The sequence below is a fragment of the Geotalea uraniireducens Rf4 genome, assembly GCF_000016745.1.
Classification (GTDB): Bacteria; Desulfobacterota; Desulfuromonadia; order Geobacterales; family Geobacteraceae; genus Geotalea; species Geotalea uraniireducens.
Window position 1 is genome coordinate 1,439,440 of the sequence record NC_009483.1, and the last position, 23,504, is coordinate 1,462,943.

The 23,504-nt window shown below is 55.5% G+C and carries 17 protein-coding genes and 1 pseudogene; 6 read left to right on the forward strand and 12 right to left on the reverse strand.

Annotated elements, in window-relative coordinates:
- Window positions 1-120: 120 nt before the first annotated feature.
- Window positions 121-534 (forward strand): annotated as a pseudogene (rnhA, locus tag GURA_RS25495) (ribonuclease HI); the annotation flags it as partial.
- 187 nt (window positions 535-721) lie between these two features.
- Here the strand turns inward: rnhA and GURA_RS22685 are convergent.
- Both GURA_RS22685 and GURA_RS06245 read right to left on the reverse strand, forming a co-directional pair.
- Window positions 722-2,590 (reverse strand): PAS domain S-box protein, encoded by a 1,869-nt coding sequence (locus tag GURA_RS22685; RefSeq protein ID WP_049818890.1) that lies wholly within the window; start codon window positions 2,588-2,590, stop codon window positions 722-724.
- 220 nt (window positions 2,591-2,810) lie between these two features.
- Window positions 2,811-3,518: a response regulator gene (locus GURA_RS06245; RefSeq protein ID WP_011938148.1), complete on the reverse strand. Its 708-nt coding sequence runs from the start codon at window positions 3,516-3,518 to the stop codon at window positions 2,811-2,813.
- Window positions 3,519-4,203: 685 nt separating this feature from the next.
- On the opposite strand from GURA_RS06245, the gene ltrA reads away from it, so the two are divergent.
- Complete coding sequence (gene ltrA, locus GURA_RS06250; RefSeq protein ID WP_232278915.1) at window positions 4,204-5,538, forward strand: group II intron reverse transcriptase/maturase; 1,335 nt, start codon at window positions 4,204-4,206, stop codon at window positions 5,536-5,538.
- 234 nt (window positions 5,539-5,772) lie between these two features.
- Here the strand turns inward: ltrA and GURA_RS06255 are convergent, their stop codons facing one another.
- The 4 genes from GURA_RS06255 to kdpA form a co-directional block, all read right to left on the reverse strand.
- Window positions 5,773-8,442: a sensor histidine kinase gene (locus GURA_RS06255; RefSeq protein WP_011938150.1), complete on the reverse strand. Its 2,670-nt coding sequence runs from the start codon at window positions 8,440-8,442 to the stop codon at window positions 5,773-5,775.
- The gene (kdpC, locus tag GURA_RS06260; protein ID WP_011938151.1) at window positions 8,439-9,008 is read right to left on the reverse strand and encodes a potassium-transporting ATPase subunit KdpC; all 570 of its coding nucleotides are present in this window, start codon (window positions 9,006-9,008) and stop codon (window positions 8,439-8,441) included. Before kdpC ends, GURA_RS06255 begins: the two co-directional genes overlap by 4 nt.
- Before the next feature lie 104 nt (window positions 9,009-9,112).
- Window positions 9,113-11,179, reverse strand: a complete 2,067-nt coding sequence (gene kdpB, locus GURA_RS06265) for a potassium-transporting ATPase subunit KdpB (RefSeq protein ID WP_011938152.1) — start codon at window positions 11,177-11,179, stop codon at window positions 9,113-9,115.
- A 178-nt stretch (window positions 11,180-11,357) separates the two neighbouring features.
- On the reverse strand, window positions 11,358-13,136 hold the full coding sequence (gene kdpA, locus GURA_RS06270) for a potassium-transporting ATPase subunit KdpA (protein WP_011938153.1): 1,779 nt from the start codon (window positions 13,134-13,136) through the stop codon (window positions 11,358-11,360).
- Between the two features lie 286 nt (window positions 13,137-13,422).
- Here kdpA and GURA_RS06275 point away from each other — a divergent pair, with 286 nt between their 5' ends.
- A complete protein-coding gene (locus GURA_RS06275; protein WP_011938154.1) occupies window positions 13,423-13,908 on the forward strand; it encodes a peroxiredoxin family protein in 486 nt (161 codons plus the stop codon).
- 106 nt (window positions 13,909-14,014) lie between these two features.
- Window positions 14,015-14,617 carry a tRNA-uridine aminocarboxypropyltransferase gene (locus GURA_RS06280; protein ID WP_041245304.1) on the forward strand — a complete coding sequence of 201 codons (603 nt, stop codon included), beginning with the start codon at window positions 14,015-14,017 and terminating at the stop codon, window positions 14,615-14,617.
- Window positions 14,618-15,705: 1,088 nt separating this feature from the next.
- Here GURA_RS06280 and GURA_RS24145 read toward each other — a convergent pair.
- The gene (locus tag GURA_RS24145) at window positions 15,706-16,164 is read right to left on the reverse strand and encodes a hypothetical protein (protein ID WP_157046139.1); all 459 of its coding nucleotides are present in this window, start codon (window positions 16,162-16,164) and stop codon (window positions 15,706-15,708) included.
- A 116-nt stretch (window positions 16,165-16,280) separates the two neighbouring features.
- On the opposite strand from GURA_RS24145, the gene GURA_RS06290 reads away from it, so the two are divergent.
- Window positions 16,281-17,713 (forward strand): IS3-like element ISGur10 family transposase gene (locus tag GURA_RS06290; protein WP_085949366.1). Its coding sequence is split into 2 segments (ribosomal slippage): window positions 16,281-16,659 and window positions 16,659-17,713, totalling 1,434 coding nucleotides; the frame shifts between segments, so codons are not numbered across the junction.
- Here GURA_RS06290 and GURA_RS06295 read toward each other — a convergent pair.
- The 3 genes from GURA_RS06295 to GURA_RS24155 form a co-directional block, all read right to left on the reverse strand.
- A complete protein-coding gene (locus GURA_RS06295) occupies window positions 17,706-18,068 on the reverse strand; it encodes a hypothetical protein (protein ID WP_041245305.1) in 363 nt (120 codons plus the stop codon). The genes GURA_RS06290 and GURA_RS06295 overlap by 8 nt on opposite strands.
- A 15-nt stretch (window positions 18,069-18,083) precedes the next feature.
- Window positions 18,084-18,701: a hypothetical protein gene (locus GURA_RS06300; RefSeq protein ID WP_041245306.1), complete on the reverse strand. Its 618-nt coding sequence runs from the start codon at window positions 18,699-18,701 to the stop codon at window positions 18,084-18,086.
- 91 nt (window positions 18,702-18,792) lie between these two features.
- Window positions 18,793-19,443: a hypothetical protein gene (locus GURA_RS24155; RefSeq protein WP_157046140.1), complete on the reverse strand. Its 651-nt coding sequence runs from the start codon at window positions 19,441-19,443 to the stop codon at window positions 18,793-18,795.
- A gap of 245 nt (window positions 19,444-19,688) precedes the next feature.
- Between GURA_RS24155 and GURA_RS06305 the strand changes: the two genes are divergently transcribed.
- Window positions 19,689-21,008 (forward strand): hypothetical protein, encoded by a 1,320-nt coding sequence (locus tag GURA_RS06305; RefSeq protein WP_011938158.1) that lies wholly within the window; start codon window positions 19,689-19,691, stop codon window positions 21,006-21,008.
- 521 nt (window positions 21,009-21,529) lie between these two features.
- Here GURA_RS06305 and GURA_RS24160 read toward each other — a convergent pair.
- Window positions 21,530-23,098 (reverse strand): hypothetical protein, encoded by a 1,569-nt coding sequence (locus GURA_RS24160; RefSeq protein ID WP_157046141.1) that lies wholly within the window; start codon window positions 23,096-23,098, stop codon window positions 21,530-21,532.
- A 51-nt stretch (window positions 23,099-23,149) separates the two neighbouring features.
- Window positions 23,150-23,476 (reverse strand): hypothetical protein, encoded by a 327-nt coding sequence (locus tag GURA_RS06310; protein WP_011938160.1) that lies wholly within the window; start codon window positions 23,474-23,476, stop codon window positions 23,150-23,152.
- Window positions 23,477-23,504: the final 28 nt, after the last annotated feature.

Sequence of the window (23,504 nt, forward strand, 5' to 3'; positions counted from 1 at the left end):
CTGGATCTGTCCTTGGCCGAACTGGAGCGCCGGACGCCGAACCTCCCGGAGTTGATGCCCCTGCTGCGGGAGCTGGAATTTTCGGCTCTGGAGGTCGCCTTCACCCCGCCGCCGCCTGGCGTGGTCGAGATCTACTGCGACGGCTCGGGCAGAGACTCCGGGCCCGGCGGGTACGGGGTGATCCTGCGCTATGGGGAGCATGAAAAGGAGTTGAGCGGTTTTGAGGCCGCCTCCACCTCCCAGCGGATGGAACTGACGGCGGCGATCAGGGGGCTGGAAGCGTTGCATAAACCGCGGAGGGTGCGCGTCTTCAGCGATTCACAGTACCTTGTCCGGGGGATGAGCGAATGGCTTCATGGTTGGATTCGCACCGGGCGCCTGGAGACCCCGGACGCTCTCAAGAACCAGGACCTCTGGCAAAAGCTTTCTGCCCTGTCCGCTAACCATGAGGTCACCTGGGAATGGGTGCGCGGCCATGACGGGCATCCTTTCAATGAGCGCTGCGACAGGCTGGCAAAGCGGGCGGCTGAGGCGGGGATTCGGGTGACAGAGGAGAGAGTCCGGGCAGCACAACAATCCGAGGAACGCGAAAAGAAAGAGAAAGCTATCCCGTTGCCGGTCGCCCCTGCCAAGCCGGCACCGGTTCAGGTCAGGGAGGAGACAGCATACGAGGCCGATGCTGACGGTCAGCTGCTGCTCTGTTGAATCAATGGCATCTCCATCATGCCACCGGCAGAGAGACAAAAAACGTGCTCCCCTTGCCGAGAGTGCTTTCCACCCATACTTCCCCCCCATGAGCCGTGACAATCTCCCGCACGAGGGCAAGGCCCAGGCCGGTTCCGCCGAATACGCGGCAGGCGGTGTTGTTAACGCGATAAAATCTCTCGAAGATCCTCTCGACAGCCTGCGGCGAAATGCCTATCCCTTCGTCTCTCACGGTGATGACAACACAGTCCTTTTCCCGGCGTGCCGCCACTCTGACAGCTCCACCCTTCGGGGAGTACTTCACGGCATTGGAGACGAGATTGTTGAAGACCTGACGGAGCTGCTTGTTATCGCCGCATATCCGGGGGAGATCGGACGGACAGTCCAGGGTTATGTGATGCCGTTCCGACACCCGTGTGAAGAGGGCGACGGTTTCCTCCAGAAGCGGTTGAAGGGGGAGTGGCCGCCACGTGACGGTCTCCTTTCGGGATCTTAACCGCTGCAGGTCGAGGAAATTGCCGATCAGCTCATTCAGTTTCTCGGATTCGTGCAGGGTGATCCGGAGGTATTCCCTCTGTTGGTCCGCGGGGACCTCATTGTCCAGCATGAATTCGGTGTAGCCCAGCATTGCGGTAAGGGGGGTGCGCATTTCATGGCTGACGGCGGAAATCATCTCGTCCTTCATCTGCTCCATCTCTTTCCGCTCGGTGATGTCGCGCCCTATGGTCGACACGGCGACTACTCTTCCCTGCGCATCTCTGATAGGGGAATAGGAAAGCGACATGTGAATCAGTTGCCCATCCTTTCTCCTTCGTACGGTTTCGAAATGTTCGATGTGTTCTCCATGCCTGAGCCTTTCATCCATCTGAAGCACTTCATCTACATTTTCAGCCGGGATCAGCATCGTTATCGGTTTGCCGAGCACTTCGTCCTCGCTGTAACCGAATATTTTTTCGGCGCCTCTATTCCAACTGGTGATTATCCCATCAAGCGTCTTACCGACGATCGCATCATCGGAAGACTCCACCATGACCGCTAACCGCAGGTTTTTCTCCTCGGCCTGTTTGCGTTCCGTGATGTCCGAGAAGCTGCCCCGTGTGCCAAGATGATTTCCGTTGTCGTCGAAAACAGGGATGCAGACATGGTGGACCCAGCGAATATCTCCGTCGGGACGGACGATGCGTAATTCGAGCTCGCCCAGGGCCTTGGTCTGGGTGATATCGTGCCGGTGGTCAGTCCAAAGATGCCGGTCATCCGGGTGAATGATACTCCGGAGCAAACCGGGATCGGCATTGAACTCTTCGGCCCCATGACCACTGATGCGCCGGCAGGAAGGCGACGTGTAAATGAATCTGTCTGCCGGGCTCAGCCAGAATTCCCAGTTGTAGGTGTTGTCGGCGACGATCCGGTATTTGACCGCGACCTCCCGCAGAGCCTCTTCTGCCTCCCTGCGTTTGGTGATGTCGCGTCCTTCCGGCAACAGAAGGACCACATTTCCGTCATCATCCTTCACCGGTTTAAGCGAAAAATCGACGTAAATCAGCTTTCCATCAGCAGTTGGATGGGTAGCTTCAAAACTGACGAACTCGCCTTGGGCAGCAGACTTGATGGCTTGGCGGAGCCGCTCTTGCAGTTCAGGCGAATGAACCCAGGCTAAAGTTTCCCAGAAAGGTTTGCCGATCGCTTCAGATTTCGTGCCTCCTATCACATCGAAAGCTGAAGAGTTAATGTCCAGAACAGTTCCATCCGGTTTCAATACGCTTATTAATGAAGATGACTGATCGAACATGACACGCAAGAGCGCATAACTCTCAGCCTCTTCCATCTGCTTGCGCTCTTTGGCTCGCATTTTACGTAAGAAATGTTTCAGAAGATTTGCCCGCATAAAGTTAGCCTTCGTTCGAGGGGATCCAATGGGCTTGATAAACATTATAACAGGTTAATGGAATAGTAGCCATCGGCGGTGTTTTCCCTTTACCCGAGGTACGGGATGGCTACTCAAGACCTTGAGGATAAGACTTGAAGATACGCATGGCGGGTGACAGACCATGAACATGGCCATGGGGGAGCAGCGAGATGGAGAGGGCGTAACACACAGTCAAACCTTATGGCGTATCTCTTAGACGATAGCCGACTCCCGGCTCAGTCAGGATGTAGCGGGGGCGGGAGGGGTCTGTCTCGATCTTGTGGCGCAGGTTGCTGATGTTGACGCGCAGCACGTGGGGCTGTTCAACGTAGGCAACACCCCAGATCTGCCGGAGGATCTGGCTGTGGGTCAGGACCTTCCCCGCATGGGTCACCAGCAGGCGCAGCAGTTCGTATTCGGTGGGGGTTAGTTGCACCTCTTCGCCGCGGACCGTTACCCGGCGGCGGGGGAGGTCCACTTCCAGCTCGTTTATCCGGTAGACCGGTTCCGGGACCTGCTGCATGGAGCGGCGCAGCGTCACCCGTATCCGGGCGGTCAGTTCCCCGATGCCGAACGGCTTGGTCAGGTAGTCGTCGGCGCCGGCGTCCAGGGCCTTCACCTTGTCGTCTTCCCGCTCCCGCACCGACAGGACGAGGATCGGCACCTGCGACCATTCCCGTATCCGCCTGATCACCTCCACCCCGTCCATGTCCGGCAATCCAAGGTCAAGGAGGATCACATCGGGCTTGATTGCTACGGCTGCCGCCAGCGCAGCATGGCCGTTTTCCGCCTGGTGGAGGGAGAACTCCCCGGTATCCAGCGCAGTACGCAGGAAACGCTGAATTGCCATCTCATCGTCTACCACCAGGATGCGCGGCAGGCTGGCGCTGGTCTTCTCGCTCGACATGACTTCCACCTTTCCTATAAAAAGCATTTTAACCACGAATGACACGAATTTGCACGAATATACAAGCTCTTGCGATGCAAAAGGCACTCACCAGATCGGTGACTTCTCAAGATTTAACAAAGGGTTAAAAACATTCGTGTTTATTCGGTACGCCAGGCCAAGCCTGGCTGATCTATCTGACTGAAAAGTGTCAGACATGTAAATTGCTCGTTCACCATGTAGTCGCGGTCTGTCACGAGAGGGTAACCAAACGTGGGGAGTAAGACCGGTTCTTTGTAAGAAAAGAGCGAAGGGTACGATAACTACCCTGACGACGAAGACGCGAGCCCAGCGCAAGCGAACCCGTTTCGGCCTCGTTACACGTAGTTGACAGTGGCCAACCTTCCGAATGTGGTGAAGCCTGCCACCCACCGGTGATAAACGAGCGAAAGAACCGGTGGGACTGTCCGGGGTGATTGGGGAGGGCGCGTGTCGAAAGATCAGCCGAGGAACCTGGGAGGTCCGACGTAATTCCCAAAGCGAAAGGGTTTCGCCGAAGGGAGAACGCCGACGGGGAATCAATAACCCGCCAAGCGTGTACGGTCGGAATTCGGAGCGGCCCATAGTAGCCGGGAAGCGGGGTAATGCCCGTGGAGCCAAGGGGCCGTACTTCAGTCATGTTTACACGGAAAGAGAGGAGACCCGCTTGAGCGACAGACGCTCCATAACGGAATGGATGGCCGAAGGATTCGAACCTGAACCCGGACTGCCGGTAAAAGTCTCCCTTCTGCGGTGGAAACTGAGCAGCAAGGCCAAACGAGAACCGCAGTTCCGGTTCTATGCCCTTTACGACCGAATCCATCGTCGTGATGTACTTGAAACGGCGTGGTTGCGAGTAAAGGCGAACAAGGGCGCGCCGGGAGTCGATGGTGTCAGCATTGAATCCATCGAGGTGCGGGCAGACGGAATATCCGGCTATCTTGACGAAATTCAAGAAAGCCTGAGAACCAAAAACTACAAACCATCCCCGGTGCGTCGCGTCTACATCACCAAGCCCAACGGCAAACTGCGCCCGCTCGGCATACCGTGCGTGCGGGACAGAATTGTACAGGCAGCCGTACTCCTTATCCTCGAACCGATATTTGAGGTGGACTTTCTCGACTGCTCCCATGGATTTCGTCCCAAAAGGCGTCCCCATGGAGCCCTCGACCAAGTCGGTAATAACCTCCAACTCGGACGGCAGGAAGTGTATGACGCGGATCTTTCGAGCTACTTTGACAGCATCCCCCACGAGCACCTGATAGTAGAACTTGAGCGGCGCATAGCCGACCGGAGTGTCCTCAAACTGATCCGGCAATGGCTTCACAGTCCGGTAGTAGAAGAAGACGGCAGCATCAGCCGTCCCAAACAAGGGACGCCACAAGGCGGGGTAATATCTCCCCTTCTTGCCAACATCTACCTTCACCGGCTCGACCGGGCCTTTCACGAAGAAGCAGACAGCCCCTACCACTTCGCCAGAGCGCGCATGGTACGGTTTGCCGACGACTTCGTAGTAATGGCCAGACACATGGGCAATCGCATAACCGGATGGCTGGAAGAGAAACTCGAAACAGACCTTGGACTCAGCATCAACCGTGACAAAACCGGTATTGTCAGAATGAACAAGAAAGAGAGCCTGAACTTTCTGGGATTCACCCTCCGCTATGACCGTGACCTGCGGGGCAGAGATTGGGATTATCTCAACATCATGCCGAGTAAGAAGGCCATAGGAGCACTCAAGGGAAAAATCCGGGAGAAGACCCGAAGCGGATACAAAAAGCCGCTTGTCGAAGCAATTGCCGAGGTAAACAGCATCCTTCGCGGATGGGGCAACTACTTCGACTACGGGTATCCCCGGAAAGTATTTCGAGACGTGAATCATTACACGAGGACTCGCTTTCGAATATTTCTGAACAATCGGAGCCAAAGGCGGAGCAAACCCTTCAGGGCAGGTGAAAGCCTGTATGCCGGACTTAAGCGATATGGTCTGGTTTACCTGTAACAGCAAAGCCACAACTCCTCAATAATGCCGTGCAGCAAGAGGCTGATAGGTAAGCCGTATGCGGGAAATCCGCACGTACGGTTTGACGAGGGGGAGCTGGTTAAGGCAACTATGGTAAGGCTACTTAGGCACCGCCAAACGAAAGGGGCGGAAACGGACAAGCCAAACCTAATGATGTAGTAACCTGCTTCCTACTCTACTGTCATTCGTGGCTAACTGCCCTTTTTGGGTTAATTACTTGACGGGGAGCGTGGCGATTACCCGCAATCCTCCGCCGTCCCGGTTTTCCGCCCGGATCTTTCCATGATGGGCTTCGACGATTCCCTTGCAGATGGAGAGCCCGAGTCCGGTTCCGCCGGCACCCTCGGGGACCGGAATCCGGTAGAACTTGTCGAAGATCCTCTTCAGGTCTGACTCCGGTACACCGGGGCCGCGGTCGGAAACCTCCAGCGTCAGTCTGCCGTCGTCCACCCGGGCGGCAATGTCGATAATGCTCGCATGCGGCGAATATTTCAAGGCGTTATCCAGCAGGTTCACCAGCACCTGGGTCATCAGCGCCATGTCCAGCTTGACCAGCGGCAGGCCGTCCGGCAGCTGCACCTTGACTTCCCTTGCGCCGATTCGCTGTTCCAGCGCGGCCAGGGCGCATCCGACCAGGTCCTGAATGTCGCACGGTTCTTCCTTCAAGGTGACCGCGCCGGCTTCCAGGCGGGTCATGTCCAGCAGGTTCCCGACAAAGCGGTTCAGCCGCCCGGCCTCTTCCCATGCGGCATCGAGAAGCTCCCGCCGTCTCGTATCGCTTAACCGGTGTTCCTTGTCCCGGAGGGTGCCCAAGGCCCCGGTTATGGATACGAGCGGAGTCCGCAAGTCGTGGGAAACGGAATTGAGGAGGGCCCGTTCCAGGGTTTCCCGTCCCTGGAGGATCAGGGCCTGTGCGGCCTGTTTTCCGAGCTGGACCCGCTCGATGGCAAGGGTCGTCTGGGTGGTGAAGGCGTCGAGAAGCCTGCGGCTCTGGGTGTTGGCATAATCCGCCTCGTCTTCCAGCTCTACCCCCAATACGCCGAGCACGCTCGCCGAAGTCTGCAACGGAAGATAGAGGAGCCGGGCCGAACTGAGGGTTTCGGTGCCGTGCCCCGCAGACTGGCGGTTCCGAAATGCCCAGTCGGCCACCGCCAGCTCCTTCGTATCAAGCTGCATTTCACGGCTTGCGGCCTTTATCTCCAGGCGCTCACCTTCCGGGATAAGGACAGCCAGCCTGCCGTTGAAGCTTTCTCCGAAGTTCTTGGCTACGGCGTCCAGGACCGCCCCGATGTCGGCGGAAACGGCCAGGTCGCGACTCAGGTAGTAGAGGCTCGCTGTCTGGACTTCCCGCTTTCGTATCGCCTCGGCCCGTTCGCGGGACCTGGCGACAAGGGTGCTGATCACCACCCCCACCGTGAAGAGGGCGACGAAGGTGATGAGATATTCGGTATCGGCAACGGCGAAGGTCAGGCGTGGCGGGACGAAGAAGAAGTCGAAGGCGAGAATCCCCAGAAATGCCGTAACGATCGCCGGTTTCAGTCCGAGCCGGAGCGCCGCCAGCACCACCGCCAATAGATACGCCATGACCATGTTGGTCGGCGCCAGGAACGGGCGGACCAGTTCACAGGCAAGGGTTGCCGCGGCAACGAGCGCCAGGCTCTTCATGTAGCCGGACCAGGGGGATGGGCTTTTGCGCCTGGCTAGAGCCGTTCCCTCGCTCTTTTCGGAAGGCTCGATGCTGACGACGTAGACGTCGATCGTCCCGCTCCTGCGGATGATCTGGTCGACGAGGGGAGGATTCAGGAATTCCATCCAGCGCGGCTTGGTCGGTTTGCCGACCACGATCTTCGTGACGTTATGCTTGACGGCAAAGTCGATGACAGAATCGGCCACCGAGGTTGCCGAGACAGTCGCCACCTCTCCCCCCAGGCTTTCGGCGAGCCGGAGGTCCTTCCAGACCCGCTCCCGGTTTTCCTGCACATGCTTCCCACTGCCGGGAGTTTCGATGTAGACCGTGTACCAGTGCGCCTTCATCTCATCCGCAAGCCGCCGTGTCGAGCGGATCAGCTTTTCACCGAAAGGGCTGCCGCTCACGCAGACCAGGAGTCGCTCCGCGGCGGGCCATGGACCGGCGATGGAGCGCGTCTCCATGTAGGCCCGCATCTCTTCGTCCACGCGGACTGCGGCCCGTCGCAGCGACAGCTCCCGCAGGGCGATCAGGTTCCCCGGCTTGAAAAACTTCTCCATTGCCAGGGTCGCCTGTTTAGGGATGTAGACCTTCCCTTCGTGGAGACGCTGGAGGAGTTCATCCGGCGGTATGTCCACCAGCCTGATCTCCGCCGCCTCGTCCAGGAGCCGGTCGGGAACGGTCTCCCGCACCACCACGCCGGTAATCTGGGCGACGATGTCGTTCAGGCTCTCGAAGTGCTGAATGTTGACCGTGGTGTAGACGTCGATCCCGCTGGCCAGGATCTCCTCCACATCCTGCCACCGCTTCTCGTGGCGGGAGCCGCGGGCATTGGTGTGGGCCAGCTCGTCCACCAGGGCTATCTGGGGCTTTCTGGCAAGCACCGCATCGGTGTCCAACTCAGGAAGTAACACCCCCATATGCTCGATCTGCGCCTTGGGGATGATCTCCACCCCGGACATGGAGAGTAGCGAGTCGGTCTCGAACCGGCCGTGGGACTCCACGTAGGCGGCCACCACGTCCCGTCCCTCCATTTTCCTCTGCCACCCCGCTTCCAGCATGGCATAGGTCTTCCCGACCCCTGCGGCGTAGCCGAGAAATATCTTCAGCTTCCCCCTTCCGTCTTCCTTTTCTTCCGCCTGGGCCAGCTTCAGCAGGGCTTCCGGTGAGGGGCGTTTGTCGTCGTTGTCGGTCATCGTGAAAGTTTATCCAGTTCCAGGTTCAATTCAAGCACATTCACCCGCTGCTCCCCTAAAAAGCCGAGCTGGCGGTCCTCTGTCCGGGCGTCGACGAGCTTTTTGAGCTCTTCCATCGTCATTCCGCGCGCCTTGGCGACACGGGGGACCTGTACTTTGGCCGCTTCCGGCGTAATGTGAGGATCGAGGCCGCTGGCCGAGGCCTCCACCAGGTCGGCCGGGATGTTGCCGGTAATGCCGGTGTCATGGAGCGATTTTACCCGGTCGCCAACGGTCTTGAGGAAATCGGGGTTGGTCGGCCCTGAGTTGGAGCCGCCGGAAGTCATCGGGTTGTATCCGAAATCTGTGGTGGCGGAAGGACGGGGCCAGAAGTATCGCGCATCGGAGAATGGCTGGCCGATGAGTGCAGAACCGATCTCCCGCCCGCTCTTGTCGGTGATGAAGCTCCCCTTGGCCTGTTTGGGGAAGACTGCATGGGCGATGCTAGTGACGACGGCCGGGTAAACTCCCCCGCACAGGATGGTAAAGACGATAAAGAACAGAATGGCGGGTTTTATCTCTTTCATGATTTTCTCCTGTAGGGGCGGACGGCGTCCGCCCTGGTCGGTAATAGCAATATCGGGGATGATGGCAACAAGGGCGCATGCCATGCGCCCCTACGAACATACCGTTACACAAACAGCCCTATTGCCAGGTCTATACCCTTGATCCCCACGAACGGCGCGATGATCCCCCCGACCCCGTAGATGAGGAGGTTGTAGATCAGGAGCTTTTGCGCCGGCATGGGGCGGTACTTGGTCCCTTTGAGCGCCAGCGGGATGAGGAGCGGAATGATCACGGCGTTGAAGATGACAGCAGACAGAATGGCGCTGTAAGGGCTGGCCAGCCGCATGACGTTGAGCGCATTCAGCTGCGGGTAGATGGAGATGATCGCCGCCGGGATGATGGCGAAGTACTTGGCGATGTCGTTGGAGATGCTGAAGGTGGTCAGGTTCCCGCGGGTCATGAGGATCTGCTTGCCGATCTCCACGATGTCGAGGAGCTTGGTCGGGTTAGAGTCCAGGTCGATGATGTTTGCGGCCTCTTTAGCCGACTGGGTGCCGGTGTTCATCGCCACCGCCACGTCCGCTTGCGCCAGGGCCGGGGCGTCGTTCGTGCCGTCGCCGGTCATGGCCACCATGTAGCCGGCCTCCTGGTTCTCTCTTATGAGCCGCAGCTTGTCCTCCGGCTTCGCCTGGGCCAGGAAGTCGTCCACCTGTGCCTCGGCGGCAATGGCTGCGGCGGTCAATGGGTTGTCGCCGGTGATCATCACCGTCTTGATCCCCATGCTCCGCAGCTGCTGGAACCGCTCCTGGATCCCCCCTTTCAGGATGTCTTTGAGGTTTACGACCCCCAGAACCTCTGTGTCGCAGCTGACAACCAGAGGTGTGGACCCGGCGCGGGCGATCTCGTCCACCTTGCCTGCCAGATCCTTGGGGATGTTCCCCCCAAGATTCCCGACAAAGGCGACGACGGAGTCTGCTGCACCTTTACGATACTGCTTGCCTCCCAGGTTCACGCCGGAGAGACGGGTGTCAGGGCTGAATGCTATGTTTTCGGCATCAGCAGGGAGGACCTCAAGCTTCTGGCTGTATTTCTGTTTCGCCAGCGTTACGATGCTGCGTCCTTCCGGGGTTTCATCGGACAGCGAAGCTGTGAGAACTGCCTCGGCCAGTTCCTGTTCGGTATGCCCCCCTACCGGGACGAAAGCCACCGCTTCCCGGTTCCCCAGGGTGATGGTGCCGGTTTTGTCGAGGAGGAGCACGTTCACGTCTCCGGCCGCTTCGATGGCCCTGCCCGACAGGGCGATGACGTTCTTCTGGAAGAGCCGGTCCATCCCTGCGATGCCGATGGCGGGGAGGAGCGCGGCGATGGTGGTCGGCGCCAGGCAGACGAAGAGGGCGACGAGGACTGTGAGAGAGACGGGCGTCCCCTGGCCGGCGGCCTTCACGCTGTAAATGGAGAGGGGGCTCATGTTCGCCACCACCAGGAGGAAGACGAAGGTGAGGGCAATGAGGAGGACCTCCAGGGCGATCTCGTTGGGTGTCTTGCGCCGCTTGGCCCCCTCGATGAGGGAGATCATCCGGTCGAGGAAGGTCTCGCCGGGATTGGCGGTTATCCTGACGATAATGGAGCTGGCGAGCACCTCGGTGCCGCCGGTGACGGCACTCCGGTCGCCTCCCGACTCGCGCACCACCGGCGCCGATTCTCCGGTCACCGCCGCTTCGTTGACCAGCGCCGCTCCGGCAACGACGTCGCCGTCACCGGCGATCATGTCGTGGGTTTCCACAAGGATACAGTCGTCCTTGCGGAGCTCGTTCGCGCCGACGATCTCGTATGGGCTTCCGAACTCGGCCCTTTTCAGACGCTTGGCCTTGACCTCGGTGCGGGTTTTCCGCAAGCTGGCGGCGCGTGCCTTGCCGCGCCCTTCCGCCAGCGCCTCGGCAAAGGTGGCGAAGAGGACGGTCAGCCAGAGCCACAGTGACACTAGACCGGTGAACCAGGCAGGCTCATGGCTTTTTCCCGTGAGCGACATGATGAACGTGATCAGGGTGATGCTGCTGCTGATTTCCACGGCGAACATGACCGGATTGCGCCATAGGGTGCGCGGGTCGAGCTTCTTGAATGAATCGAGCAGGGCGGGTCGCATGATCCGCGGATCAAAGATGGATATGGGTTGCGGGGCATGTTTCGTCATTATTTTGTTCTCCGTCGTTTCATTGTTCCGTAGGGGCGGGGTTGCCCCGCCCGCCTTTCATCGCAGATTGTCAAGGGCGGGGAAACCCCGAGGGCGGGGAAACCCCGAGGGCGGGTAAACCCCGAGGGCGGGTAAACCCCGAGGGCGGGTAAACCCCGAGGGCGGGGAAACCCCGCCCCTACCGCATCATAATCAATTGTTCGGCGATCGGCCCCATGGCCAGGGCCGGGAAAAAGGTGAGCGCGCCGACGATCAGGATGACCAGCGTCAGCCAGAGGGCAAAAGGCGCCTGATCGGTGGGAAGGGTGCCGAGGCTGGGTGGTACGTATTTTTTCTCCGCCAGGCCGCCGGCCATGGCGAGCACCGCCACCGCCGGGACAAAGCGGCCCAGTAACATGGCCACCGCGCCGGTCAGATTGTAGAAGAGGGTGTTGCCGTTCAGCCCGGCGAAGGCGCTGCCGTTGTTGTTGGACATGGAGGCAAAGGCGTAGAGCACCTCGGAGAGGCCGTGGGCGCCGGAGTTATTCATGGAGGAGACCCCGGCCGGCAGGATCATGGCAATCCCCGAGAAGATGAGGACCAGGATGCCGGAGGCGAGGACGGTAGTGATCGACATCCACATCTCCCGCACCTCGATCTTCTTGCCGAGGTATTCGGGGGTGCGGCCGATCATCAGCCCGGCGACGAAAACTGCGATCACCACGAAGGCGAGCATGGTGTAAAGCCCCGTGCCGACTCCGCCGAAAATCACCTCGGAGAGGAGGATCAGGGAGAGCGGCACCATGCCGCCGATCGGGGTGAGGGAATCGTGCATGGTGTTGACCGCGCCGCAGGAGGTGCCGGTGGTGGCAGTGGCGAAGAGGGCGCTCCCTGCCAGGCCGAAGCGGGTCTCCTTCCCTTCCATGTTGATGCCGTGCACGCCGAGCTTCGCCACCAGCGGGTTGCCGCTACTCTCCGCCCGGTAGAAAACGCCTATCGCCAGGATGAGGATGGCCAGCATCACCGCCAGGAGCGCCCATCCCTGACGGGTATTCCCGGCCATGCGGCCGAAGGTATAGGTGAGCCCGCCGGAGATGAGGAGGATCAGGAAGACCTCGAAGATGTTGGAGAGGGGCGTCGGGTTTTCGAAGGGGTGGGCCGAGTTGGCGTTGAAGAAGCCGCCGCCGTTGGTGCCGAGCTCCTTGATCGCCTCCTGGGAGGCGACCGGCCCCATGGGAATGGTGACTTCCTTGACCGTCACGCTCTCGGTCACCGGATTTCCCTTGGCATCCTTGATGGGGGTCCCCTTGGCGTCCAGCCGCGGTTTCTCAAAGCTGGTTGCCTGCACGAGCGGCACCGTTTTATATGGGGAGAAGTTCTGGATCACCCCCTGGGAGACCAGGAATATTGCGGCAATGAGCGAAAGCGGCAGGAGGATGTAGAGGGTGCACCTGGTCGTATCCACCCAGAAATTTCCGAGGGCGGAGCTCTTGCGCCGCACCAGACCGCGGATTGCGGCAATCGCTATGACGATGCCGGTGGCGGCGGAGGTAAAGTTGTGCACCGCGAAGCCGAACATCTGGGTGAAGTAGCTGGCGGCCGCTTCACCGCCGTAATTCTGCCAGTTGGTGTTGGTCGTGAAGCTGATGGCTGTATTGAGCGCCAGTGGCCAGGAAAATGCCGGTAATTTCTGCGGATTGAGGGGCAAAATTCCCTGGAGGAGCAGCATCGCAAAGAGGCTCACGGCGAACACCAGGTTAAAGAGGAGCATGGCACAGGCATAGCGCTTCCACCCCATCTCATCGTCCTTGTCCACCCCGCAGATCCGATAGAGGAGATTCTCGCAGGGGACAAAGACGGGCGACAGGAGGGTCCGCTCTCCCTGGAAGACTTTGGCCATGTAAGTGCCAAAGGGCTTTATCAGCGCCAGCAGGACGACGAAAAAGAGAATCGTTTCCAGCCATTCATACGGGTTCATAATTTGGTCTCCGGTTGATATCGTTCTTTACCAAGTTTACCACGCAATACGCTTGCAGACAGGAGCGGGCCGTGTGCGGAGTTCCCGGCGCTGCAAACGGACCGTTCCATGATTGTCACTGTAGCGCGAAAGTGATAAAGGGGGGCTCAAGATGCCATGGAAAGACGTCAAGAAGTTATCAAGATGTGGAAGAGAAAGAGCAGCCCCGGCTGCATTTGTATTTGCCTCAGCCGGTGATAACCTTTACCCTTGAAACGCAGCGTGATTAAATTCCTGGAGGTGCTTCATGCGGAAATCCGTCATCAAGGGAATCTTCAGTTCGGCTCTGTCGGCTGTCAGCAGCATCGGCGCCCGCTCTCTGGAGCCGGGGGAAAAGGCTCCCCCCTTCGAGGCCCCCTCGACCAGCGGAGTGGTGCGGCTGGCCGATTACCTGGGGAAGCGGAACGTGCTGCTTGCCTTCTATTTCGTCGACTTCACCCCGACCTGAACGGATGAGATGCGGGCCTTTCAGCGGGACCTCTCCCGCTTCGAAGGCCTCAACGTCCAGGTCCTGGGCGTAAGTCCCGACAGCCCCGCCACCCACGATGAATTCAGCGCCAGGCACGGCATCACCTTTCCCCTCATCTCCGACGAGAAAGGGGCGGTGCAGAGGCAGTACGCTCCCGGCCGCGTCACCTTCATCATCGACAAGGCCGGAATCGTCCGTTTCATCCAGAAGGGGGTGCCGGACAACGAGCTGCTCCTCGGGGAACTGGAAAAACTCGAGACTTGATACTTAATTCCTCCTTGACTTATATAAGCACATCGATTAAATTCCGCCCCTGTCCCGAATTGCACGCATACTTCGATATTTTTCAAAGGTAAAGAGTTCCACTGTTATGGGTTCCAGATCAAAACGAAGCGAACGTTGCCCGCGGTGCCGAATGCACGTTCCCCTGTGCATTTGCCGATCGATTCCCCGGTATGCCCTCGATACCCGTCTCGTCCTCGTGATGCACCATCGCGAGCACATAAAGACCACTGCGACCGGTCCACTTGCCCTTGAAGCTCTGCCCAACAGCGAATTGCGCATTCACGGTCATCGGGACCGGCCGCTAGATTTCAGCGATCTCGACATTCCCGACCGGAGAACGCTTCTCCTCTACCCGGGAGATGACGTTCCGGTACTGAGCAGGAGTTTACTGGAGCAGGACAACCGGCCCGTCACCCTCGTGGTTCCTGACGGCAACTGGCGTCAGGCCTCCAGAATGGGACGGAGGCTTCCAGGACTTGAGCACGCGGAAATGGTCCGGCTTCCGGAAGGACCTCTGACCCGGTGGGGAATCCGAAGAGAGGCCCACCCGCAGGGCCTGGCGACATTCGAAGCCATTGCCAGGGCCCTCGGCATCATTGAATCACCTGCTGTTCAGGCGGGCATGGAAGATCTCTTTCGCCTCATGGTGCAAACAACACTCCATTCACGAGGATGCCCGGTCGTATAGGCGGACCTGCCTTACGACGTGAGTCGTTACAATATGTGAGCAAAACCGAACTGCAATAGCACACGGATTTAACGGATTGTACGGATTTACACGGATTTTTTTAGCAAGATTTTTTATTTAGTCTTATCCGTGATAATCCGTCAAAATCAGATTTTATCCGTGTGAAAATGTCTTTTGGTTTTTCCTGTTTGGTTCCGGCTTCGCCGGCTTAGGTGGGATGAATTTAGCTGTTTGAATGTTCGAAAGACCCGCGCAAGCGGGTTTTTTGCGTTCAAAAAGAGGTGGGTGTAAGGGCGGTCCCGAAAAGGTGTGGGAAATAAGGTAGAAGGAACCGCCCGCCAAGCAGAAGGAAAAAGGTGAAGAAAAGAAATAGAGTGATGGAAAAGGGTTAGCTGAAAGGCTAACCCTTTTTTAGTTAGTGCGCCAGGCATGGCGCGTGGCGCGTAAGCGCCATCCAATCAGGTGTGGTGCCTGATTGGTGACTTGGAGGTGCAAGTCCTCTACGGACCCTGATGGTGGGAACCGTTAGCCGAACAGCAAGGGTGTCCGGGGCGACCCGGAATCTGAAGGAAGCTGTAAGCAAAGTCCCGGCCCGACGAACAGGAATCGCATATGAGGCAGCCACATCTGGGCGAGAGGGCTAAGAGACTCAAAACCCGATTACCATCCGGAAGGTGTGGAAGTAGATGCGGCGGGTGTATGGGATGAAGGTCACGCGAATTACCCTGGGAGATCTGGCAACCTGCCTTGTGCTACCGACATCGAGAGGTGTCGGGATGGGATGCCAGAAGTCAGCAGACGCCATATTAGTCGGCCTTACCAGTTGATGAAGGGCTGAACCTGTCAGAGCGTCCTTGATGGATATTCTGATTGTCTTGAGCAGAAGCCTCGCAAGAGGGCCTGATAAACCCGTAAGTAGCGGACGGAATCCGTGAGGCAGGGTTGGGTGCTTATAGGACATCAGGGATGGAAGTCAATAACGGAACATGCTGACAGGAATCGCCGTGTACGGAACCGTACGCACGGTGGTGTGGGAGGACGGCGGGGGCGACCCCGCCTCCTACCCGATTCATTATTTATAGTTGCCATCAATAATCGGCCAAAGCCGACCGTTTCCAATGGTTCGCCGCAGTGCAGACATAAACAAAACCACTATCCCACGCAATTTCACCTTGATAACAGTTACTTCCACTGGCTGGAGTTCTTGGGGTATCAATACGAATGGTATCTCCTGCCATATGCAGTTTTCCGGTTCCTGAGAGGGCCGGGGCCGTGGTGCCTATACCCACAATGCCATTGTAGTTTATACGCATTCTTTCCGGTTTATATTTATCTACTCCGGTAGAAAAACGAATATTGGAGGGGGCATAGTTTAAGGCAACAGGGCCTGCTTGACTATCTATGCCGAGTATTATGCTTGCTGAGGCAAGATATTGTGCCCCATCATAAGCGAGTCCGTGGAAGGCAGCGACATTATCGCCCTGTAACACAGCAGTTGGCGCGGATGATGAACCGCGACTCCCTCTGTGCCAATATAAGTGAGACACTTACCTCCCCTTAAATTACTGTAGAGGGTGGGGAGGAAAGAAAGGATATGACCATCAGTAATGTGAAGCGCATCCCGGTAATTGCAGGAGCCCGTAAGGCGAGTGCAATTACCGGGATGGCCCCCGAAGATTTAACTCGGCAACAGCAGGAATTGACTACCTCACCGCCTGACCCGGAGGTAGCGGAAAAGCCTGTACGCAGGCGTTTCACGGCTAAGTACAAACTTGACATCCTAAACCAAGTCGACTCTTGCACCAAGCCCGGTAGCCTGGCAGCGCTATTACGTCGAGAGGGGCTTTATGCTTCCAACCTCAACACCTGGCGCCGCCAGCGGGATGAAGGAAGCCTTGCGGCGCTTACGCCCAAGCAGAGGGGCCGTAAAGCGCTAAAGCCCGATCCCATGGCCGTCGAGAACGAGCGACTGCGCAAGGAGATTACCCGCCTTGCCAAACGCCTCAAACAGGCCGAGTTGATCATCGATGTCCAAAAAAAAGTCTCGCAGATCCTGGGGATCACCTTGGATACGCCGCCAGAGAGCGAGAGCGACTGATGGAAGCTGTCGAAATACTTGCCCCTGATGTGGGCACCGATCCTGCCTGTAAAGCTCTTGGTGTTTCCCGTGCCGGGCTGTATCGCAGGCGCGCAATCAGCAAGACAGCGCCGCGTGTACCCCAAAAGCGCCCTGTGCCGCCACGGACCTTGCCATCAGAGGAAAGGCAGGCAGTACTCGATATTCTGCATTCCGAGCGCTTTCAGGACAAGGCACCCCATGAGGTGTATGCAACGCTTTTGGACGAAGGGGCCTATCACTGCTCGATCCGCACGATGTATCGAATTCTCGAAGAAAACGCCGAAGTCAAAGAGCGGAGAAATCAGTTGCGGCATCCCGACTACAAAAAGCCTGAGCTTCTGGCAACGGCCCCAAATCAAGTCTGGTCGTGGGATATTACCAAATTGATGGGGCCTGCTAAATGGTCCTATTTTTACCTCTATGTGATTCTCGATATCTTCAGCCGCTATGTGGTCGGCTGGATGGTTGCAACCTGCGAGTCGTCGGAACTGGCCAAACGGCTGTTCAAAGAAACGTGTGAGAAACAAGTCATCCAGAAAGGGCAGTTAACGATCCACGCCGATCGCGGCTCTTCCATGAAATCCAAGCCGGTAGCTTTTCTGTTTGCTGATCTGGGGATCACTAAAACGCACTCAAGGCCCTATACGAGCGACGACAACCCATATTCGGAAGCCCAATTTAAAACGCTGAAATATCAGCCTGATTTCCCGGAAAGATTCGGCAGTATAGAAGACGCAAGATCGTTCTGCCAAACCTTTTTCCCCTGGTATAACCAGGAACACAAGCATTCCGGCATCAGCCTACTTACACCTGAAGTAGTACATTACGGCAGAGCTGAGGAAGTCATCCGATCAAGGCAAACCGTGTTGACTGCTGCTTATGCAGCCCATCCTGAACGCTTCGTCAGGAAAATACCATTACATAAACCGTTACCGGAAGCGGCGTGGATCAACCCGCCAAAACCGGCCACTAGCTAAAATTCGCTACACTAAATTCGACAGGTAAGTGTCTCAAAGTCATTGACAGATTCCGACTTCTCTTAATATTGACTACTCCAGCCGGCCCCCCATCGCCATATTGGTTTATGGTTAGCCCACGGTCAGGATTTCCCAATTCTTCGACAAGATGAAGCGCAGAAACAGGAGCTTGTGTTCCCACGCCAAGACGCTTTGTTATGGGGTCGTATTTCAATCCAGGAGCAATAAATGTTCCATCGTCCTGGACGGTGAAAACTTTGTTTTTACTTGCGTCTTTTACTGAAAACTTGTCACTTCCGGCTATTGCTGGTGATGCAAATAACATTACAAACAGAGCAATTACGATATGGTGCATAATCCCCTCCTATATTTATTGTGCAATTGTTGTCCAGGCTAGTCCACGGCTTGTCTTCATACAAACCTGCAAGGTGTCGGTTGCCCCATTAATAAACCAGAACGTACCACGTAGAGTATCAACACATGCTGGTTGTGCCGTGGACGGAGCTATTTTGAGACTCCCAACCAGCTCCATGTTGCCGTCATAGTCAATTTTTAGAGTCGGTTTAAGGTTAGGAATGGGTTGGCCTTGCGTATTCCCTTTGCTTAGAAAGATGCGATATCCCGCGCCACCAGAACCGACAATTACTGCTTTGCCATCCGAAGATTTTTGTACCCATCCATGGTTCGCATCATAAGCAGCTCCCGATGACAGGAAGAAATTGTTTTCACCTGCCGAAGTAATGTAACCACCGGTATCACTGTCATTGGCTGAGAAATGCATTTGAGAATTCAGCGCCCCGTCATTGTTCGCCACATCAACTGCATATCTGGGCACAACATTGACCCCTATAAGCCCTGAATCAGTGGCAGTAAAAGCGTTGCTTGTCTTGGTTGAGTTTTTTACAACAAGTCTATCAGCTGCGGTAACGTGATGTGAATTCAACAACAGACTGCAGAAAAACACTGTCATAAATATATATATTCTCATGTAAGCTCCCATTGAATATAAATGACTGCACGACGGGGGAATTTGCTCAGAGTGCGCAAAGTCGTATGCAATAATGAAATAAAAGTCTTAATTACGGACCCAATGTTGCGGTTTTCCAAGAATAGGTCGAAGCGGCTGTTTGTACACAGACTTTCATTACGTCTGCTGTCCCAACTAATTCAAACCATATAGTTCCGCGTGAATTCGCGTCACACGCTGGAGCAGTCCCTGTGCTATTAATCCTTACACCGCCATAGACTTCCAATTTTTGGTTAACTAAATTGCCCCCCGAGTTAATGCCAACGTTGCCGTCACCTTGGATTTTCATACGTATCGGCGCCGAAGACGTCCCTTTGGGAGTGGTTGAAAAGACGAGTTGAGTCCCATGCGCCGTTGGCGTAAAAGCCTCTTCAGTAATCGCCGTTATTGCAGCGTTGCCTGATGGGCTAAAATTAGTACCATCGTGACCACGGAAATTGATATTACCTATCGCTGCCCCCGCTGGGAGAGCAGTGGGGGATGCGGCAGTGCCATTGGCACTTCGCATTGTAAAACGGGCTTGATCGTTAATACTGGTTGCGGTAAAAATAAGTTGAGTAGTACTCACTCCATTAATTGGCCATTCCCATTGAAGGTCAAATGGATTTATTGGAGATACCCCAACGCCAGCAATTCCCGCTGGCGCAGTAACACCCTGAAAAAATGTATGTTTTCGGAAGTCGCTTCGTAATGATTCTCTCATATTGGAGCATTTCAAGGCCAATTTGGCAGTGCTTCGGAGTGCTTGCCCACGTAGGCCGCGACGGCCACTCGAGGAGAGGTAACCTATTGATAATATAGATAAATAATAATCTGCCGCAGTGCTTTTTCGCTTGACAAGCGGCCTGGAAGGCGGCGGCGTTTTTCCTCATTAGCATTTATAAACTACTGAGGAGATCGCCCATGCCCCCGAAACGTATCTAGCCACCCAAGGTAAAAGCTCCAACCATGAAGACTGTCAAGACTTACCTCAGCAAGGACGCTCAACTGGGCGTGCTTCGATGCTGTCTCGAGCACATCCCGGACCAACGAGACGGAGCCAAGATTTCTCTGGCGGACGTCTTGATGTCCGGGTATGCGATGTTCGACCTGAAGGACCCCTCGCTACTGGCTTTCGACGAACGCCGCTGCCGAGATGCCGCCAATCTTCAGCGGATTTACGGTATCGGCAAGGTCGCTTGCGATACTCAGCTGCGAACCGTGATCGATCCGGTTGATCCGGCAGGGTTGCGGCCGGGTTTCAAAACCATCGTCGCGACGCTGCAGCGGGGAAAGGCGCTCCAGCAACTGGCCTACTACGAGGGGTACTACCTGCTCAGCCTGGATGGAACCGGCTCCTTCGGCTCCGAAAACCTCAGTTCGGCCTCCTGTCTGGTCAAGAACAAAAGCAACGGCAAGAAGCTTTATTATCAGCAGGTGCTTGGTGCCGCCCTGGTCCATCCCGACAGCCGGGTGGTCATCCCCTTGGCGCCGGAGATGATCATTCCCCAAGACGGTGCGACCAAGAACGACTGCGAAAGAAACGCCTCCAAGAGGTTCCTGCCCAACTTCCGCGAGGATTTCCCGAGACTGCCGGTGATCGTCGTCGAGGACGGCCTAAGCTCAAACGGGCCGCACATACGGGATCTGCAGCAACACAACATGCGTTTCATTCTGGGAGCGAAGCCGGGGGATCACCCGCTCCTGTTCGAGAACCTGACGGACGCGATCAAAAAGAAAACGGCCACGACATTCGCTCAAATCGACCCGAAGAATCCGCAGATAATGCACTCCTACTGCTTCCTCAACGACACGCCCCTCAACCAAGCCAACCCGGATCTGAAAGTGAACTTCCTGGTTTACGAGGAGCACAATGCCAAGACCGGAAAGACCCAACGCTTCTCCTGGGTGACCGACTTACCCATTACCGAGGAGAACGCCTATATCCTGATGCGGGGGGGCCGCAGTCGCTGGAAGATCGAGAACGAAACCTTCAACACCCTGAAAAATCAGGGATACAATCTGGAGCACAATTACGGTCTGGGCAAAGAGCACTTGAGCGAAAACTTCGTGATGCTGATGATGCTGGCTTTCCTGGTCGACCAGGCCCAGCAGCTTTGTTCGCCCCTGTTTCAGGCCGCCCTGGAAAGGGCAGGGAGCAGAAGATCCCTCTGGGAACAGCAGCGAAATCTCTTCAACAGCTTCGAACTGGACTCGATGGCCACGATCTACACCATGATCATCAACGGGTTCAGGAAGCCGAGCCCCGATATCATTTATGACGAGTAGCACCCGGCGGTAAGCATCACATCCTGAACTACCGACCACCGCCGGCGCAAGGACACCCTTGGATCGAAAGGGAGAAGTGCGCCCGCTGCCTGCCGGAATATCGTTATGGTGCGGTGACATCATGCTCCACATGCATGACGAGGGCATGAAAAGGCGAAACTAGATTGCAGATTAACTACTTTTTGGTTAGAAAGTCGTCCTCCAGGCAAATTTGACTGTTTTACACGGGATTGGCATTTGTTAACCGGGAATTGCTGCCCCAACGCCCACCTTGCCTTGGTCCGACACAGTAAACATGCTTTGGCCATTAGGGGCTTTCACATTAAACCTATTTCCAGCCATTGCCGGGACCGACATGCCTGTTATCGCAGCTATGAATAGAACCGCCATATTCATCATCTTCATATCAAGACCTCTTATTTCTATAAACGGTTTGCTTTAGTGTCATAAAAATCAAATATCAATCAAGCTTGAACGGTTTTTATTTTGCTCCATGCTTGACTGCTATAAACAAGCAGAAGTCACTCTAAAACTACGGAACTTTCAACGTTTATATTTCCATCACTAATAATCATATTCCCGTTGATAGTCAAACTTCCGGTTATTGAACTATAGTCACAGGAGTAACCGCCATCCAGGGTCACGGACACATTGCGGTCCAGGCTCAGGCTCTCCATATGATCGTACATATTTCCCTGAATTGTGTCGCCGTTTGCTGCGGCATTGTAGGCAGCTTGAAGCGAGAGATAGTTGACAGGCGTAGCTCCGGCCAGTCGCGCCGGGTAATTGGTGCAGGGCGGCGCAGAAGCGGCTCCAAAGTTAGCTATTATAGTATGGTTGCTCGCAACATTGGCAAGAGTGTAATAGTATCTTTTCCCAGAAGGCCCCTGCATCGATGACAAAGTCGCAAGATTGACTGCAGCGTTATCAACAAGAAGGCTTGTGAGAGTGCCTGGCAGATAGGAGTAGCATGTATTTGTTGATGATTCATAGGTGCCATTTGAGCAGGTCGGTGATGCTGTATAGGTGGTTGAGACGTAACAGTTTATGCCTGAGAGCGTCCCACCGCTAGGGCAAATAGGGGTATTTTGACAGGTGGTGCCTATAAGGGTGCCACCATTGGGGCAGGAATAGATAGTAGTTTGACCATAAATACCTGGAGACGGTGCGACATATCCATATAGGGTATACCCGGAGGTGGGAGCACTGGCAACTAGACCCCAGGTATTACCATTGACAGCCGATATCGGTGATGTTGTTCCGTTTGCATTGCTGCTTGAAATATATCCGTATAATTTTGAAGCTGCACAATATCCAAAATTTATTCTATATATCGCAACGCCCGTAGAGGCATTAATGTTGTTACATGTATGTGAGAAAGAATTGTATACTTCTAGATATACAGGAAGGGTAGCTGTTGCAGTACTGGTTCCTGAGGCATACCCAGCTATTCCATAGCAGCCATTAGCGGTAGTGCAAATTAAACCAGGGCCGCCTATTAGTGTTCCAAATGTACCTATGTATATAGGCTGGTCGTAAGTTGTTCCTCCAGTTAGTGTACCGGTCGCCGAGTACTCACATTGGCCGCTTCCCGTATTCAAGGAACCCTGCCCAGCAGAACATGATGCCTGATATGTCGATGTCACTAATTGTGTGCATTGTGAGCCATTGAGAGTATACCCAGAAGGGCATCCCGGCGGAGTCTTCTCACAGCGGTTATTGGCAGTAACAAACGTGTAGCCGCTTGGGCAGGTTGATGCCGTTGGTGAAGTACCCTGTTCTATAAAAAAAGTCTGGTTGTTACCTGAAGCAACAGTTATTGTGCCTGATGGAACAATCGAGCCGTATCCTGAAGCCATCGCATTGATGGTAAGGTTGTTGAGAAGTTGGCCGATGTAGGTACTCTTCACCGTCCGATTGCCGACCTTATCGTAGTCATAACTTATGACGGTCCCGTCCTCGTATTGCGTCCACTTCAAACGGTCAAATTCATCGTAGCCATGGCGTGAAGATTGGGCTGCAATGGATTTGGAGACCGGCAAAATGGTGAAAAAAGCCAACGCTGCGAATACCAATATCTTGAACGGCATATTATAACCCTCCGTGATTAAATGCATAAAAGGTCACCTCTTCAACTATCTTCAATCCTTTTTCTCTTTCTGTTTTTTCTTACGTTCGCGCAATTCCGCCACGGCTTCTTGCCCTTTAGTTGTTGCATAGTATCTGACAGCGCCAAAAACGGTAAGCGCAATGGTGACACCTATTTTCTCTGACACCGTAACACCAGGCATAAGCAAAATAGGTAATATTACGGTAGGAAACATAAATATCCCAATAATTATGGAATAATGCTTCCAATTAAGATTATCAGCGCCAACTTTCCTTCCATAAAAATATATAGTAATTCCTATACCGAATACTCCTGCTAAACCGCCGTAAAACAGCCAGTCACCGTATAAATTGCTCATATTGTCACCTTAATTTTCAATAGTCACA